The organism is Agriterribacter humi (assembly GCF_009192765.1).
GTDB lineage: Bacteria > Bacteroidota > Bacteroidia > Chitinophagales > Chitinophagaceae > Agriterribacter > Agriterribacter humi.
The window spans coordinates 122879-135950 of the sequence record NZ_VOHQ01000007.1 but is presented as its reverse complement, the minus strand read 5'-3'; the positions used below and the strand labels follow the sequence as shown (position 1 = coordinate 135950).

The 13072-nt window shown below is 41.7% G+C and carries 15 protein-coding genes; 7 read left to right on the top strand and 8 right to left on the bottom strand.

All coding sequences use genetic code 11. The features are described from left to right. Positions 1 to 35: 35 nt before the first annotated feature. The 8 genes from rplM to ric form a co-directional block, all read right to left on the bottom strand. The gene (rplM, locus tag FRX45_RS13535; RefSeq protein WP_152268972.1) at positions 36 to 479 is read right to left on the bottom strand and encodes a 50S ribosomal protein L13; all 444 of its coding nucleotides are present in this window, start codon (positions 477 to 479) and stop codon (positions 36 to 38) included. 313 nt (positions 480 to 792) lie between these two features. Continuing rightward, complete coding sequence (locus tag FRX45_RS13530; RefSeq protein WP_152268971.1) at positions 793 to 1734, bottom strand: hypothetical protein; 942 nt, start codon at positions 1732 to 1734, stop codon at positions 793 to 795. Positions 1735 to 1967: 233 nt separating this feature from the next. Beyond that, on the bottom strand, positions 1968 to 2399 hold the full coding sequence (locus FRX45_RS13525) for an RrF2 family transcriptional regulator (protein WP_152268970.1): 432 nt from the start codon (positions 2397 to 2399) through the stop codon (positions 1968 to 1970). 3 nt (positions 2400 to 2402) lie between these two features. Next, positions 2403 to 2726, bottom strand: a complete 324-nt coding sequence (locus tag FRX45_RS13520) for a metal-sulfur cluster assembly factor (protein WP_152268969.1) — start codon at positions 2724 to 2726, stop codon at positions 2403 to 2405. Next, the gene (locus tag FRX45_RS13515) at positions 2723 to 4012 is read right to left on the bottom strand and encodes a cytochrome C oxidase subunit I (protein WP_152268968.1); all 1290 of its coding nucleotides are present in this window, start codon (positions 4010 to 4012) and stop codon (positions 2723 to 2725) included. The genes FRX45_RS13520 and FRX45_RS13515 overlap by 4 nt, the downstream gene beginning before the upstream one ends. A 1-nt stretch (position 4013) precedes the next feature. Further along, positions 4014 to 4823, bottom strand: a complete 810-nt coding sequence (locus FRX45_RS13510; RefSeq protein WP_152268967.1) for a DUF2249 domain-containing protein — start codon at positions 4821 to 4823, stop codon at positions 4014 to 4016. Next, positions 4820 to 5275: a hypothetical protein gene (locus tag FRX45_RS13505; protein ID WP_152268966.1), complete on the bottom strand. Its 456-nt coding sequence runs from the start codon at positions 5273 to 5275 to the stop codon at positions 4820 to 4822. Before FRX45_RS13505 ends, FRX45_RS13510 begins: the two co-directional genes overlap by 4 nt. Before the next feature lie 191 nt (positions 5276 to 5466). Then, positions 5467 to 6426: an iron-sulfur cluster repair di-iron protein gene (gene ric / locus FRX45_RS13500; RefSeq protein WP_152268965.1), complete on the bottom strand. Its 960-nt coding sequence runs from the start codon at positions 6424 to 6426 to the stop codon at positions 5467 to 5469. A 259-nt stretch (positions 6427 to 6685) separates the two neighbouring features. On the opposite strand from ric, the gene FRX45_RS13495 reads away from it, so the two are divergent. From FRX45_RS13495 to FRX45_RS13465, 7 genes are all read left to right on the top strand, one after another. Continuing rightward, the gene (locus FRX45_RS13495) at positions 6686 to 7621 is read left to right on the top strand and encodes an aldo/keto reductase (protein ID WP_152268964.1); all 936 of its coding nucleotides are present in this window, start codon (positions 6686 to 6688) and stop codon (positions 7619 to 7621) included. Positions 7622 to 7634: 13 nt separating this feature from the next. Continuing rightward, entirely contained in the window at positions 7635 to 8654 is a 1020-nt protein-coding gene (locus FRX45_RS13490; protein WP_152268963.1) for a zinc-binding alcohol dehydrogenase family protein, read from the top strand. A 9-nt stretch (positions 8655 to 8663) separates the two neighbouring features. Next, the gene (locus FRX45_RS13485; protein WP_152268962.1) at positions 8664 to 9476 is read left to right on the top strand and encodes a sugar phosphate isomerase/epimerase family protein; all 813 of its coding nucleotides are present in this window, start codon (positions 8664 to 8666) and stop codon (positions 9474 to 9476) included. Positions 9477 to 9485: 9 nt separating this feature from the next. After that, complete coding sequence (locus FRX45_RS13480; protein WP_152268961.1) at positions 9486 to 9830, top strand: L-rhamnose mutarotase; 345 nt, start codon at positions 9486 to 9488, stop codon at positions 9828 to 9830. Positions 9831 to 9945: 115 nt separating this feature from the next. Beyond that, entirely contained in the window at positions 9946 to 10179 is a 234-nt protein-coding gene (locus FRX45_RS13475; protein ID WP_152268960.1) for a hypothetical protein, read from the top strand. Then, positions 10166 to 10558, top strand: coding sequence for a type II toxin-antitoxin system VapC family toxin (locus tag FRX45_RS13470; protein WP_152268959.1), 393 nt, complete (start codon positions 10166 to 10168; stop codon positions 10556 to 10558). Before FRX45_RS13475 ends, FRX45_RS13470 begins: the two co-directional genes overlap by 14 nt. 197 nt (positions 10559 to 10755) lie before the next feature. Beyond that, entirely contained in the window at positions 10756 to 13035 is a 2280-nt protein-coding gene (locus FRX45_RS13465; RefSeq protein WP_193311696.1) for a S41 family peptidase, read from the top strand. The last annotated feature ends 37 nt before the right edge of the window (positions 13036 to 13072 follow it).

Sequence of the window (13072 nt, the reverse complement as noted above, 5' to 3'; positions counted from 1 at the left end):
GGCTATTAGCGAAACCGCTATTAGCAGTTTACTAATTAAAATTTCAATTCTTTGGGTTGTTGCGCAATATGCGGATGTTCAGCGCCCGCATACACAAATAATTTTTTATATATCTTACGGCCCAGGCGATTTTTAGGCAACATCCCCTTTACAGCTCTTTCTATTACAACTTCTGGCCGCCGGCTGAGAAGGCTCCTGGCCGTTTCTTCCCTTTTGCCACCCGGGTAACCGGAAAAGTTGATATAGTTTTTGTCATCAATTTTATTGCCCGTGAATTTTACCTTATCAGCGTTAATTACAACAATAAAATCCCCACAATCAACATGAGGAGTGTAATAAGCTTTGTTTTTGCCTCGCAGCACAGCCGCAATACGGGCACACATGCGACCAACAGTTTGATTGGTGCCGTCCACAACATACCAGTTATGTTGCACGGAAGCCGCGTTCGCATGTTTGGTAGTGAAATGTAGTTTACTCATTATTTTCGTTTTTTACCCCTGCTCATATAAAACATGGAGTTGGTACCGTCGCCATCCCTTCGGTTACCGGTTAAAAATTGGAGCGCAAAGGTAGGAGTAATCAAATAAGATTACCAAAATTTAAGGTTGTTATTTTAAAGCCACCTTTGTAACAGATTGATAATCAGTAAAAATTTTGACAAAGTCATAAATAGCGGCAGGAAGTCCATGCATAGAAGGCATGAAAATGGGCGTTTTTACGCAGTATTTGTGCTGTCTGTTAATAAGAGTAACGGAGTGAAAGTGTAGGTTGGTTACCCGGTTTTTAAGCTCTTTATTTTATGGAATATACCTCCTGGATAATGGTAAAGTTGTTTTTACCTGTTGTTTTTGCAATGTCGGCAGATGGGGTATGCTTAATCCAGTAGCTTGTTGCCGGACGTTTATCATTTTTTTTCAGCCACTCATACATGATGCTTATATCCTCATCCATATCGGTATAACTTTTCTGCGTTTGTATAATCACAGCCGGATGCTCATCCATTTCTATCATTTCAAAAGGCGCTTTAACTTCCTGCAATGCGTCTGTTACCGCCACTGCTACACAAAGTATTATTGTGGAATCATTCAGCGCTTCGTGCTGACTTAAAAAAGTTCCCGGATATTGTATTTCTTCAGCAGGCAACTGAGCGGTTATTGTATTGTGCAAATAAGCAATCTGATCTTTTACTTCACTTAATGCCGCGGTATCAGACAAGGTTACAAGCTTACTGGCAGGCATTTCTTTTCTTTCAAAAGTTAAACCTCCGAAAGTATTATCCGGGTGCTCAATGGCATTTTTAAACTGTACCATATTTTGCAGAAACGCCGTTCTGAACTCAGAGGGTTTAAAAAGGAGCTGAAGCTTTTTAGCAATATTCGTTTTAAATACAAGCTCTTCCGACCAGTTGATTTGCATATTCCAGCTATTCTTCCGCGATACCTGTATCCGTCCTTCCTTTTCATACCCGTTCTGATCTTTCAAATGATATTCAAACACTTTGCTTTTTTTGGCAGGTTGCATGGTCAAAGAAGCGGGACTGGGCCGGAGCATTTCATTATCGGAATACCACTTCTCCCAATTAACAGTATCCTGCAAGGTGCGGTATGTAATAAGTTCATCCGAGTTCACAACAATTTTAGCGTGATAGGTGCGGCGCATGGGAATGGTCATCAGAAAAAATAGCGCTATGAAAAGCACCGTCAAAACTGTAATTACAATTTTCTTTCCTTGCATGGATAGGTCTGTTTTATAAGTATTGAATTTTACTGCCCGGCAACTTCATCTCCAAACCTGCAGCAATCACTTTCGTGTACGCCGGGTATACATGTAAAATTATGAGCCTTAATGGCTTTTAACAGTTGATTTCGATGATTACCCCAAAAGCTTCGATGAAGGGGCGATATCCTTCGCTAAACAAAAGCTTTATCCGCAAAAAAAACAAAGGAAAGCAGCCTCCGGGAAGGAACCTAACCGATCAGGTAGGCTAACCCACTGTTAACAGGCTTGCATAAGTCGTATATCTTATTGGTAGTAAAAAGCTTCTCAATCAAATTGCGCGCTACCTTATATTCATCGTGAATAGGACACGGATGAGTTGAAGAACATTTGCTGAGTCCCAGCCCGCATTCTTTAAATACTTCCTCACCGTCAATAGCCGCAACAATATTAACAATGGGTTGCTTCAGTTGCTCTTTAGAAATATTAAATCCGCCGGACGGCCCTTTTACACTATTGATTACATTTCGCTTTACCAGTGTTTGCAATAGTTTTCCTACCGTATGTTCACTGGCGTCAATATATTCTGCAATTTCTTTGCTACCGGCGTTGGAACGGGCATCATGCTTTGAAGCCAGATAAATAACAGCCTTTACAGCGGTTTTACAGGTATAACTCAGCATGTGCTATCTGTTTAAGAATTTTCGCCCTTCCTCCGATATCAGATCGTAGCTCCAGGGCGGGTTAAAGGTAAGATCAACCTGTATAGTATCACCGGGAAAAGTTTGCTGCATGGCCTGCGTTACCCCGTCTACTATGGATTCACCCATAGGGCAAAATTGCGTGGTTAATGTCATCGTTGTATTGATTTTCCTGCCTGGTTCATCAAAATCAATCTGGTAAATCAATCCGAGATCCGCTACGTTTAATCCTATTTCGGGGTCTATTACATTTTGCAGCGCCGCCATGGCAATTGTAGATTTAATATCGCTGTTGGTTATTACATTCATGGCATTACAGGTTTATGCAGTATTATTTTCATTACGTTAAAGTTATACAAACCCGCAGCCAGCAATAAAAGCAGGGCCCCAATCTGCAAAACAAAAACAACAGATAATAAAATACCGGTTACAAATAAAACAAACCCTGCCAGATACAATACAGCCATACCGGTGAATACCCGGTTGCTGAATAAGTTTTTTGGATTGGGCGTTTTGCCCAGTCCCGCTTTTTTATGATATACTTTGTTCCAGATAATAAAAGGCAGCGTTTTAAATGTCATACCCAAAATAATGGCTGTAATCCATCCAAAAAAAACAGTGAAACCATAAGCCAGCACCAGGCGGGCATTTTCGCCCGCCACCCATAGGCCAATGATCATAATAATCAATAAAATAACGGGTAATATCATCATCACCACAGAAAGCACGGATATTTTTAGCTGCTCATCTACCTGTTTGCGTAAACGCTGCCTGTAAGCCTGCCTGCAATAATAACCGAACAACAGCAGCGCTGCCGTAACAGCGGTAACGGGCAACAGGTAACAATAAACAGGAGGAGCATATAAAAACATGAAAACAAATGCTATCAATCCCATGTTAATAAGGATATATACCCACCATAGCAATTTGGCATTGGCATATTTTGAAATCAGGAACATAGGCATTAACCGCGAGCCCACACCAATGATCAGCAATAAGAACCAGCCAATAATGCCCATATGCGCATGCAGCGAAAGATAATGCAGGGAGTCTTCAGAAAACAGGGGTATTGAAAAATTGTATACCAGCAGCAACCCAACAATAGTAGTGATCAGCAGCCACAGTCCGGCGGTAAATACAAATACGGCATGCACATTCTCTGTTTTTGATTTAGCCATGCTTATACCCATGTTTATAAGGTATATAACAACAGCGCCAATAACCAATTCACCTCCACACCTGGCCATCCAGCTCATATTGAAGGTATAAAAAGCATACACCAGCAGCGGAATACCCACTGCCGCCAGCGCAAAAGAAATATAAGCCAATGTGTTACTGAACAGTTTCCCTTCAATAAGCACAGGCACCAACTGGTGACTGGCGCCCAGTATTACCATCGTGCCCCAGCCCAAAGCCATAGTATGCGTAATAGCTATTACATGCGGATGAAAATAATGCCTGCCGAATGCCGGCGCCGAAAAAAATAAAAGTAAGGTAGCAACAAAAAAGGCGATGGAAGCATAAGCATAGAAGGGCAATACCACTTTATAAGAGGTGGTTTTAACAGGATCTGTACTTATGGATGCGCCTAACATTTTAGTCTTTAAATATTAAAAGATGCACTTCCCCATCGCTGATCTCTTTTATACGGTAACCGAATTTTCTTTCCGCCAGTTCAGGCAGTAAAAAAACCGGGATGCGTTTATGATAAACATACAATGCCGCATCTGCGGGCAGGGTTTCCAGCGATTCTAATATTGTCATCATTGGTCCCGGCATCTCCAGGTGCCGTACATCAATAGTTTTTATATGATTTTCGAATTGTTTCAATAAAATATCCCATCCTTCGTTGCTAACGGCAGGTGAGTCCTTAACCGTAGTTTCTGCAGCATTGATTTTGTAAAAATAAGTTTCTACCCAATCGGGTTGTATCGTATCGGCATAGGAAACAAAACCCTGCTTTTCCAATAAAGCGATCAATGGGATTGGTTCAAAACTATTAATGATCTTTAACACCTGCCCCTTCTGTATCGTTTTTACTTTCTGAACAATAATATTCAGCGGGTCCTTTCCTGAAGCGATAACCGGGCGAACATCCAGCTCAATGATTTGTTCATTTTTGAGCGAAGTCATAAATGCCGGCAAGACTTTTTTTTCTTCTGCAGCAATAACAGTTACCATATCTGTTTCAAAGCCTAAAGGTTTAAGCTTCATAAAAAAATCCTCTACTGTACATCCTCCCACCTTAGCAGCCATAGCAAGACTTGTTCTGCCTGCCATTACCTTGCGCAATATAGGATTACGTAATTTTTCAAACTTTGAGCTAACAGCAATAACAGCATCTAATGCTGCAGGATGCTGCTTTAGTATAGCGGCTATTTTTGTATTGGCATTGATCATCATCATTCAAAATATTGTGTATACAGATCCAATCTTTCCTCAATAGCATGAAATATCTTTTCGGCAGATGCTGTACCATCAGCTTTCTTCAATTCACTTACATTTTTCAGTAATGGCTCAAGCCACAGGTGCAGCGCATCGTGATCGGGACCCTGCATTTTACATTCCTGTATCATCTTGTCTAATCCTTTCTGAAGGTCGCCGTCCAAAATCTGGTAATCGGCCAAGCTGGTATGCGGTTCCACCGAAAAATTCTGAACAATGGTACGCATAGCCACTACATTTTCACTAGTAGCTGCATCCGCCTCCCATTTTTGGCCGTTGTTCAACGTTAATGTGGCTTCATGCTCATGCGCCTGACCATCGGACGCTGTGGGCGTTTCAGTACCGGGAGAAGGATTTGACTTACACGCCCAAAAGAGGCAGGAGAGCATTAAAATCATCAGTGGCTTTATCATTGTAATTTATTTGATTGCTGTGCTTTTCATTTCGCATCCTGAGTTTTAATCATTCAGCCTGGCAACAGGTTACGCACCGAACTATAGCCTCCTTTCAGACCTTGCCGTATTTCCATCTTAACAACAACACAAATCATTATTCCCGGAAATACAACAAAGGCCTGGAGGGTATTCTATAGGGCTCGGGTTCTTCATGGGTTTAAATGGCGTTCTAAAGCAACTGCTTTCGGAAACAGGATATTATTTTCAAGATGAACATGAATATGCAGGTCTTCTTCAAAATCGTTCAGCATCTTAAAAAGCAGACTGTAACTGGCACAGGCATCTTCAGGCAAAGCGTAATTGTTACTCAGCGTTCTGATCTCTTCCATACATTTACCGGCCGTTTCATGCTCCGCCTCCATCATCTGTATAGGATTTTGTACACTGCCGAATTGCACGGCACGTGGCGACTGGCTCCTGTCTTTTGCCATTACCAGTTCCTTAATGAAAGGGAATAATATCTTTTCCTCCTTCACCAAGTGCTCAGTCAGTTCTTTATTCACTTCTTCTACCAGTTGCTGAATAGGGATCAGCTCCGGGTGCTGTGCGCTATGCACCTGTGCTACCTTTAAAGCATACCCTTTTATATCGGGTAGTGTTTTGCGTACATAGCTGTGGTGCGTATTCACGATATAGTCTGCCAGAAAATCAAGGTTCCAGTCATTGTAGGGCAAAGGACGCGCGGAAGGGTGCTTATCCGCCTGTTGCAGCTCTTTTTCAATTTTAGTTACGTCAATCCCCTTTTCGGCGCAAGCCTCCTTCACTGTTTTTTTTCCGCCACAACAAAAGTCTAATCCATATTTCTTAAACACTTCGGCCTTACGCAAATCTTTAGCAGCAATGGCTCCGAGTGTTTCTTCATTTTCACCCGTAATACGTTTGCTGATGCGTACCTTCCATGATTGCGGACCTTCTTCAAGGTATTCCCATATAAAAATATTACCTCTTTCTCCCAGCAATTGATAGTAAAGCGGCTTGGGGTCGTGGTCATTATGGATAGTAAGGCTTTCCCCTTCTTCCAGGTCATCGAACCGCGCAAAAATGGTAGGATGTTTTTGCCGGGGTTCAAGTAATGTTACGTTGAGTATGTTTTCTGTAATAGTGTCCATATCTGTACGCTTTTAAAGTTTAATGTATAGCGCAAAGCTAAGCCATTTTTATAATAAAAGTATTTAATTACTTTTATTAATTTAATTTTACAGTTCAGTGACTATATTCTCTATCCTATAAATCAAAGCCAAGTTGTAACTTGCCAACCGCCAATGCCTTGGTCCGTGTCCTCACGAACCAACTTCCAATTTCCGTTTTTGGTGACATGAACCGGGGCGGTAGGCAAAAGAATAAACATCATTCAATTCAAAATTCATTATGCAGTACCGCATTCTCGGTAAAACGGGTTTAAGCATATCCGCACTGGGCTTTGGCGTGTCGCCGGTAGGCAATGTATTTGAGCCGGTAGAAGAACAGGAAGGCGTAAACGCTATTCATTATGCCATAGACAATGGTATCAATTTTTTTGACGTGGCGCCGTTTTATGGAGACACGCTTGCTGAAACCAGGCTGGGAAAGGCTTTGGAAGGGAAAAGGCAGGACATTATACTGGCTACCAAATGTTGCAGGTACGTTACTCATTTTGATTTCTCCTATCAGCGTGTACTGAGCAGCATTGATGAATCATTAAAAAGATTAAAAACGGATTACGTAGACATACTGCAAATCCATGATATTGAATTTGGCACGGAAGAGCAGCTACTCAATGAGGCGATACCCGCGGCACTAAAAGTAAAAGAAAGTGGTAAGGCCCGTTATATCGGGTTCACCGGATTGCCGGTACGCTATTTGGCGCATATAGCCCGGCAAACCAATGTAGATACGGTACTTTCGTGGGCGCATTATAATTTATTGGAAGATGAGATCAATGATGAACTGGTACCCCTTTCTTTGGAAAAGGGATTCGGACTGATGAATGCCGCTCCGTTTTTGCAGCGCATACTAACGGATGCCGCCTTACCTTCCTGGCACCGGTCGCCCAAAGAAATGATCGCCATACAACCGGCGCTCATCAGCCTTTGCCGTGAATATGGCGTGGCACTGAGCGATGTAGCTTTATCTTACGCCATTGCCCACCCGCATATAGCAAGTACCATTACCGGCATGTGCGAAGTGGAAAAAGTTAAACAAAATATAGCTGCCGCCGCTCTTGATATTCCTGCCGCGCTGTTACATGATATGGAAAAGCTGGTAGCGCCGGTAAAAAACAAGATGTGGTTTGAAGGTCGCAGTGAAAACAACATACCTAAATAACAATAGTTTTTATATGAGAGCTTTAGTTTTGGTTGAACCCGGGAAAACGGAGATCCGCGAAATACCAATGCCCGTGCCAACGGATGAGGAAGTATTGCTGCGCATTGGTATGGTAGGCTTTTGCGGAGGCGATTTAAATGGATTCAAAGGTCTTTTTGAAATGCAGGAATACCCGAATGTACTGGGGCATGAAGTGGGCGGTATAATAGAAGCAGCAGGAAAAAACGTGCCTGCCGCTTTTGTAGCGGGGATGAAAGTTACGTTGAATCCTTATTTAAACTGCGGTGTATGTATTGCGTGCCGTAAAGGCCGCCCCAATGCCTGTGTTGACAATAAAACAATGGGGGTAAGACGTCCGGGCGCTATGACGGAATACATTGCGGTGAACTGGAGGAAGTTACATGCTTCAGCAGCTTTATCCTATAAAGAACTGGCGCTTGCTGAACCCCTGACGGTTGGCTTTCATGCTGCAAACAGGGGAAGAGTACAGGAAGGCGACAAGGTATTGGTGATTGGTTGCGGCATAGTAGGATTGGGCGCCATTGCCGGATCGCTGAATAATGGAGCAGAAGTTTTTGCAGCGGATATAAGCGATTATAAAACAGGGATAGCCAAAGCTGTTGGCGCGTCCACGGCCATTAATACTACTACCGCCAATTTAAAACAAGCCTTAGATGAATGGACGAATGGCGATGGCCCGGATGTAATTATAGAGGCGGTTGGTAATCATGAAACATATAGGGCAGCCGTTGAGCTGGTATCGTATACCGGAAGAGTAGTATACATAGGCTATGGCAAAAAGCCGGTAGAATACAATACCGGTGTATTTGTAAGAAAAGAAATTGAAATACTGGGTTCCCGCAATTGCCTTGATGATTTTCCGGTTGTCATTCAGTACCTGGAATACGGTAAGTTTCCTGTTGATGCCGTTATATCCAAAACCGTGTCGCTTGATAACGCCGGCGAAGCTTTACAGGACTGGTCGGAAAACAGGGGTAATATTACCAAGATCATGGTTGATCTTACATTGTAAATAAAAAAGATGAAATCTGCGATAACCATAGCCCTGGTACCCCAAATAAAAAGCGGGCCCTGGGTATTCTGGGAGAACTTAGAAGACTCCATTGCCAAAGCGTCAGCCTTAGGATTTGACGCGGTTGAGCTTTTTACGGCTTCGGCAACAGCGGTTGATACTACCCTCCTGCAGCAACTTTCAGAGAGCTATCGTATACGGATATGCGCAGTTGGCACAGGAGCAGGGAAAGTGGTACAGGGCTTAACCCTTACCGATCCCAATGCGGTTGTGCGTGACCGTGCCATAGCGTTTATAAGTGAAATGATTGATTTTGGCGCGGCCTTTAACGCGCCCGCTATTATTGGTTCCATGCAGGGTAATATACCACAGGGCATTGAAAGAACTACCGCTTTACAGTGGCTGAGTGAAGGAATAAGCATACTGGCTGGCAAAGCGGAAAAGAAGGGTGTACGCCTGATATACGAACCGTTGAACCGCTACGAAACCAATATATTCAATTGTTTCGCAGATGCTGTTGCCTGGCTTGAAACGCTTGGCACAAACAACATACAGTTGCTGGCCGATCTGTTTCACATGAATATAGAAGAAGCTTCTATACCCGAAACCATTTATCAATATGGCAGTTATATAGGCCATATACATTTTGCCGACAGCAACAGGCGCGCCATAGGCATGGGACATACATCCATGAGTGATATTGCAAAGGCTTTGCAATCCATATCGTACAGCGGGTACATTTCTGCGGAAGTGTTTCCCTGGCCCAGCAGCGATGCGGCGGCCAAACAAACGATCAATGCTTTTAATACCTGGTTCAAATAAATAATACTTATGCAAAAATTTTGTCTTACGCTTGATCTGATTGATGACCCCAAAAGCATTGAGGAATATCAAAACTGGCACAAGCCCGGGGTGGGTTGGCCGGGAGTGCGACAAAATGATCTGGATGCCGGTATTACAAACATCGAAATATACCGCACAGGCAACAGGATGTTTATGATCCTGGAAACGGATGACAACTTTTCATTTGAAAAAAAGAAACAGTTGGATGCCCATTGCGCCAAAGTACAGGAATGGGAAGAACTGATGTGGAAATACCAGCAGGCCATTCCCTGGGCAAAGCCTGGTGAAAAATGGGTGCTGATGGAAAAGATCTTCCAGTTTGAAGGAGAATGAGCAGTATACACAATGGAGGTGTTTGTTTGAATCTACCCGTTATGCCCGCAGGCATAAAGCCTTAAATTCCCTTTGCCCAAAACGGTTTTTGATGTAAATTTGAGAAAATACATTTATGTACACGGAGGCAAGGAAAATATCTTTAATCGAAGAAGTGCTGAAAGTTGACAACGAAGCAACTTTAACAGCATTGGAAGCCGTGTTGAAAAAATCAAGGAAAAAAACGATTCCCGCGAAAAAGCCAAGTATTTATGATTTTGTAGGTATCCTTACCAAAAAGGAAGCCAGTAAAATGAGAACAGCGATTGCTGAAACCTGCGAAACCATATGCGCCGATGACTGGAAATAGTTTTTTGCTTGACACCAATATTATAATTGAAGTTTTTGATGGCAACAAAAACATTGCAGATAAAATTAGCAAGTTGCCGGTTTTTTATATATCCTCCGTTGTATTAGGCGAACTTTATATCGGCATAAATCGTGTAACCAACAAAGCTAAGCACCTGAAAAAATTGCAAGATTTTCTGCAATTATGCACCGTTTTAAACGCAGATGAAGTTACGGCACAGCATTACGGATTAATTGTAGCAGAACTTTACAAGAAAGGAAAACCCATACCTACTAATGATATATGGATTGCCGCATCGGCATTTCAGCATGAGCTCGTTTTAATTACAAGAGATAAGCATTTTACAGAAATTGCAGGCCTGCAAACTAAATCGTGGTGAATAATTTATGCTCCCCAGCTCCAATTTCCGTTTCGTGGACACAGTTCCACATTCGAGACATAGTCCCGGAAGAACATATTAATAACGAAGTCTGGAGACTGCGTATAGCAGACCTGTATACTAAAAATTGAATCGCCATTCGTTCCTTTTTAACAGGCATGTATTTGGATAGTCGGTTTGTTTTACAAAATTCAGCCATGATTGATGCCTGCTGTATTTATATAAATAGGATAGCGACTCCCATATTAGCGGCGTTACTTATCTCATCGCTTTTTTCATGTCACACCCGGATAGAAAGTAAATACAACCTCAGTTTTGAGCAAGTTGAAAAAATTAATGACACGCTTCATCCTCTGGGATGGCAAATCCCTGAAGGAAATGCTACACACGCTGTAAATATTGATTCGACTGTTAAACAAGAGGGAAGATATTCATTGCGTTTTACCAAAAATGCGCGAGACATAAACGCTATTGTTAGCGTTAAAGAAATCGCTCCCCCGCTGGCAGGGAAAACCCTTCGACTAAGCGGATATATAAAATCCGAAGATGTTCTGGATGGATTTGCGGGATTGTGGATAAGAGCGGATGATGAAAACCAGAATGTACTTGCCTTTAATAATATGTATGACAAAGGAATTTCTGGAACCAATGACTGGCAGAAATACAGCGTGGAAATTCCTCTTGATCCGGCAAGGGCTGAGAGGATATCCTTTGGTGCTTTGTTCGCAGGAAGCGGAAAAATCTGGGTTGATAACCTTCAACTAACTATTGACGATACATTAATAACAGATGTTCCGCTTAAAACTATATTTAAAAAGAAGGACACATCCTTCAATCTTTCAGGAATAGCACCACCAAAGATAACTCCGGACAAAATTAAACAACTAACCAATTTGGGGATGCTTTGGGGATTCTTAAAATATTATCACCCGCGGGTTGCAGCGGGGGATTATAATTGGGATAAAGAATTATTCAGGATGCTTCCTAAAGTGTTTTCTGCATCATCAAAAGACGAGTTTAATTCGGAAATGGAAATTTGGGTTGACGAATTGGGTGCCGTTCAGGACTGCAGAGATTGCAACGTTTTGGATAGGTCAAAAATCAAATTAATGCCATCGTTCGGGTATCTGTTTAACGATGGCAATCTAACTTCTTCATTAATTTCCAGGCTTGCTAAAATTCGTGATAATTATGATGACAGGAGTAGTCATTATTATATTTCCCAGGTAGAGCATATTGGAAATCCCATTTTCAAAAATGAATTGGCTTTTGGTTCTTCCTATTATCTCAACATTGGATTAAGGCTGCTGGCATTGTACAGGTATTGGAATAGTATACAGTATTTCTTCCCTTACAGACACCTGATCAAAGAAGACTGGAATGAAGTATTAGTTGAATTCATTCCTAAGTTTGTACAGGCTAGTATCAGGTCTGAATATGTACTGGCTTGTCTTGAATTAACAGGACGGATACAAGATACACACGCATATTTTCAAGACCAAATAGGCACTTTAGATTCCTTAAAAGGAATGCTTATTATTCCTTTTAAGACCAAATTCATAGAACGTAAACTCTTAGTGACTGGTTATTACAAAGACTCTGCAGAAATTAAACCATTATTGAAAGTTGGAGACATAATAGAAGGAATAGATGGAATAAAGACAGATAGTCTGGTAGAACAATTATTAAAATTCACTCCGGGTTCTAATAGAGACGCTCAATTGGAACAACTGTCTTCTAATAAAGGGTTTCTTTTAAGGAGCAATAATCCTGATGTAAAACTACTGACTCGCAGCAAGGGCAAACTAACAGAACACGTTATCAAAAGAATTCCGGTGCGCTCTACATATACTTCCTCTAATGCTAATGTTATAGATAGAGGATACAAAAAACTGAATGGCGATATTGGATATATTTATCCGGCTTCCTTAAAGGAATCTGATATTGAATCTATCAAGCCTCTTTTTAAGAACACTAAAGGATTGATCATTGATCTGCGTTGCTATCCTTCAACTTTTATGCCTTTTACATATGGCTCCTGGCTAAAACAAACCAGTTCTCCATTTGTTCATTTTACTTCAATCAGCTTGAAGATGCCTGGAGCAATTGTACATAGGAAGAATATATCAAACGGAACATTTTGCAACAATGATTTTTATAAAGGGAAGGTTATTATTCTTGTAAACGCATCCACCATTAGCCAGGCAGAATATACCACTATGGCACTAAGTACGGTACAGGGATCTCTTGTACTTGGAAGCACTACCGCAGGAGCAGACGGAGATATTTCTGAAATTACATTACCTGGAGGTATTAAAACATCAATTTCTGGTACTGGGGTATATTATCCTGACGGAACTGAAACTCAGCAGACAGGTGTTAAAATAGATATTTCATTACGACCGACCATAGAAGGAATCCGTTCGGGACGAGACGAGGTGCTGGAAAAAGCAATGGATTTAATTTCAGAAAAATGAATTATCTTCTTTTGACTTTTAGTTATTACATTCCGCT

Coding starts and splice junctions, on each gene's coding strand:
- FRX45_RS13485 (WP_152268962.1), top strand. CDS start 8,664: ATGAAATCTGCGATAACCATAGCCCTGGTACCCCAAATAAAAAGCGGG.
- FRX45_RS13530 (WP_152268971.1), bottom strand. CDS start 1,734: ATGCAAGGAAAGAAAATTGTAATTACAGTTTTGACGGTGCTTTTCATA.
- FRX45_RS13525 (WP_152268970.1), bottom strand. CDS start 2,399: ATGCTGAGTTATACCTGTAAAACCGCTGTAAAGGCTGTTATTTATCTG.
- FRX45_RS13515 (WP_152268968.1), bottom strand. CDS start 4,012: ATGTTAGGCGCATCCATAAGTACAGATCCTGTTAAAACCACCTCTTAT.
- ric (WP_152268965.1), bottom strand. CDS start 6,426: ATGGACACTATTACAGAAAACATACTCAACGTAACATTACTTGAACCC.
- FRX45_RS13480 (WP_152268961.1), top strand. CDS start 9,486: ATGCAAAAATTTTGTCTTACGCTTGATCTGATTGATGACCCCAAAAGC.
- FRX45_RS13490 (WP_152268963.1), top strand. CDS start 7,635: ATGAGAGCTTTAGTTTTGGTTGAACCCGGGAAAACGGAGATCCGCGAA.
- FRX45_RS13505 (WP_152268966.1), bottom strand. CDS start 5,275: ATGATAAAGCCACTGATGATTTTAATGCTCTCCTGCCTCTTTTGGGCG.
- FRX45_RS13510 (WP_152268967.1), bottom strand. CDS start 4,823: ATGATGATGATCAATGCCAATACAAAAATAGCCGCTATACTAAAGCAG.
- FRX45_RS13470 (WP_152268959.1), top strand. CDS start 10,166: ATGACTGGAAATAGTTTTTTGCTTGACACCAATATTATAATTGAAGTT.
- FRX45_RS13495 (WP_152268964.1), top strand. CDS start 6,686: ATGCAGTACCGCATTCTCGGTAAAACGGGTTTAAGCATATCCGCACTG.
- FRX45_RS13520 (WP_152268969.1), bottom strand. CDS start 2,726: ATGAATGTAATAACCAACAGCGATATTAAATCTACAATTGCCATGGCG.
- FRX45_RS13465 (WP_193311696.1), top strand. CDS start 10,756: ATGATTGATGCCTGCTGTATTTATATAAATAGGATAGCGACTCCCATA.
- rplM (WP_152268972.1), bottom strand. CDS start 479: ATGAGTAAACTACATTTCACTACCAAACATGCGAACGCGGCTTCCGTG.
- FRX45_RS13475 (WP_152268960.1), top strand. CDS start 9,946: ATGTACACGGAGGCAAGGAAAATATCTTTAATCGAAGAAGTGCTGAAA.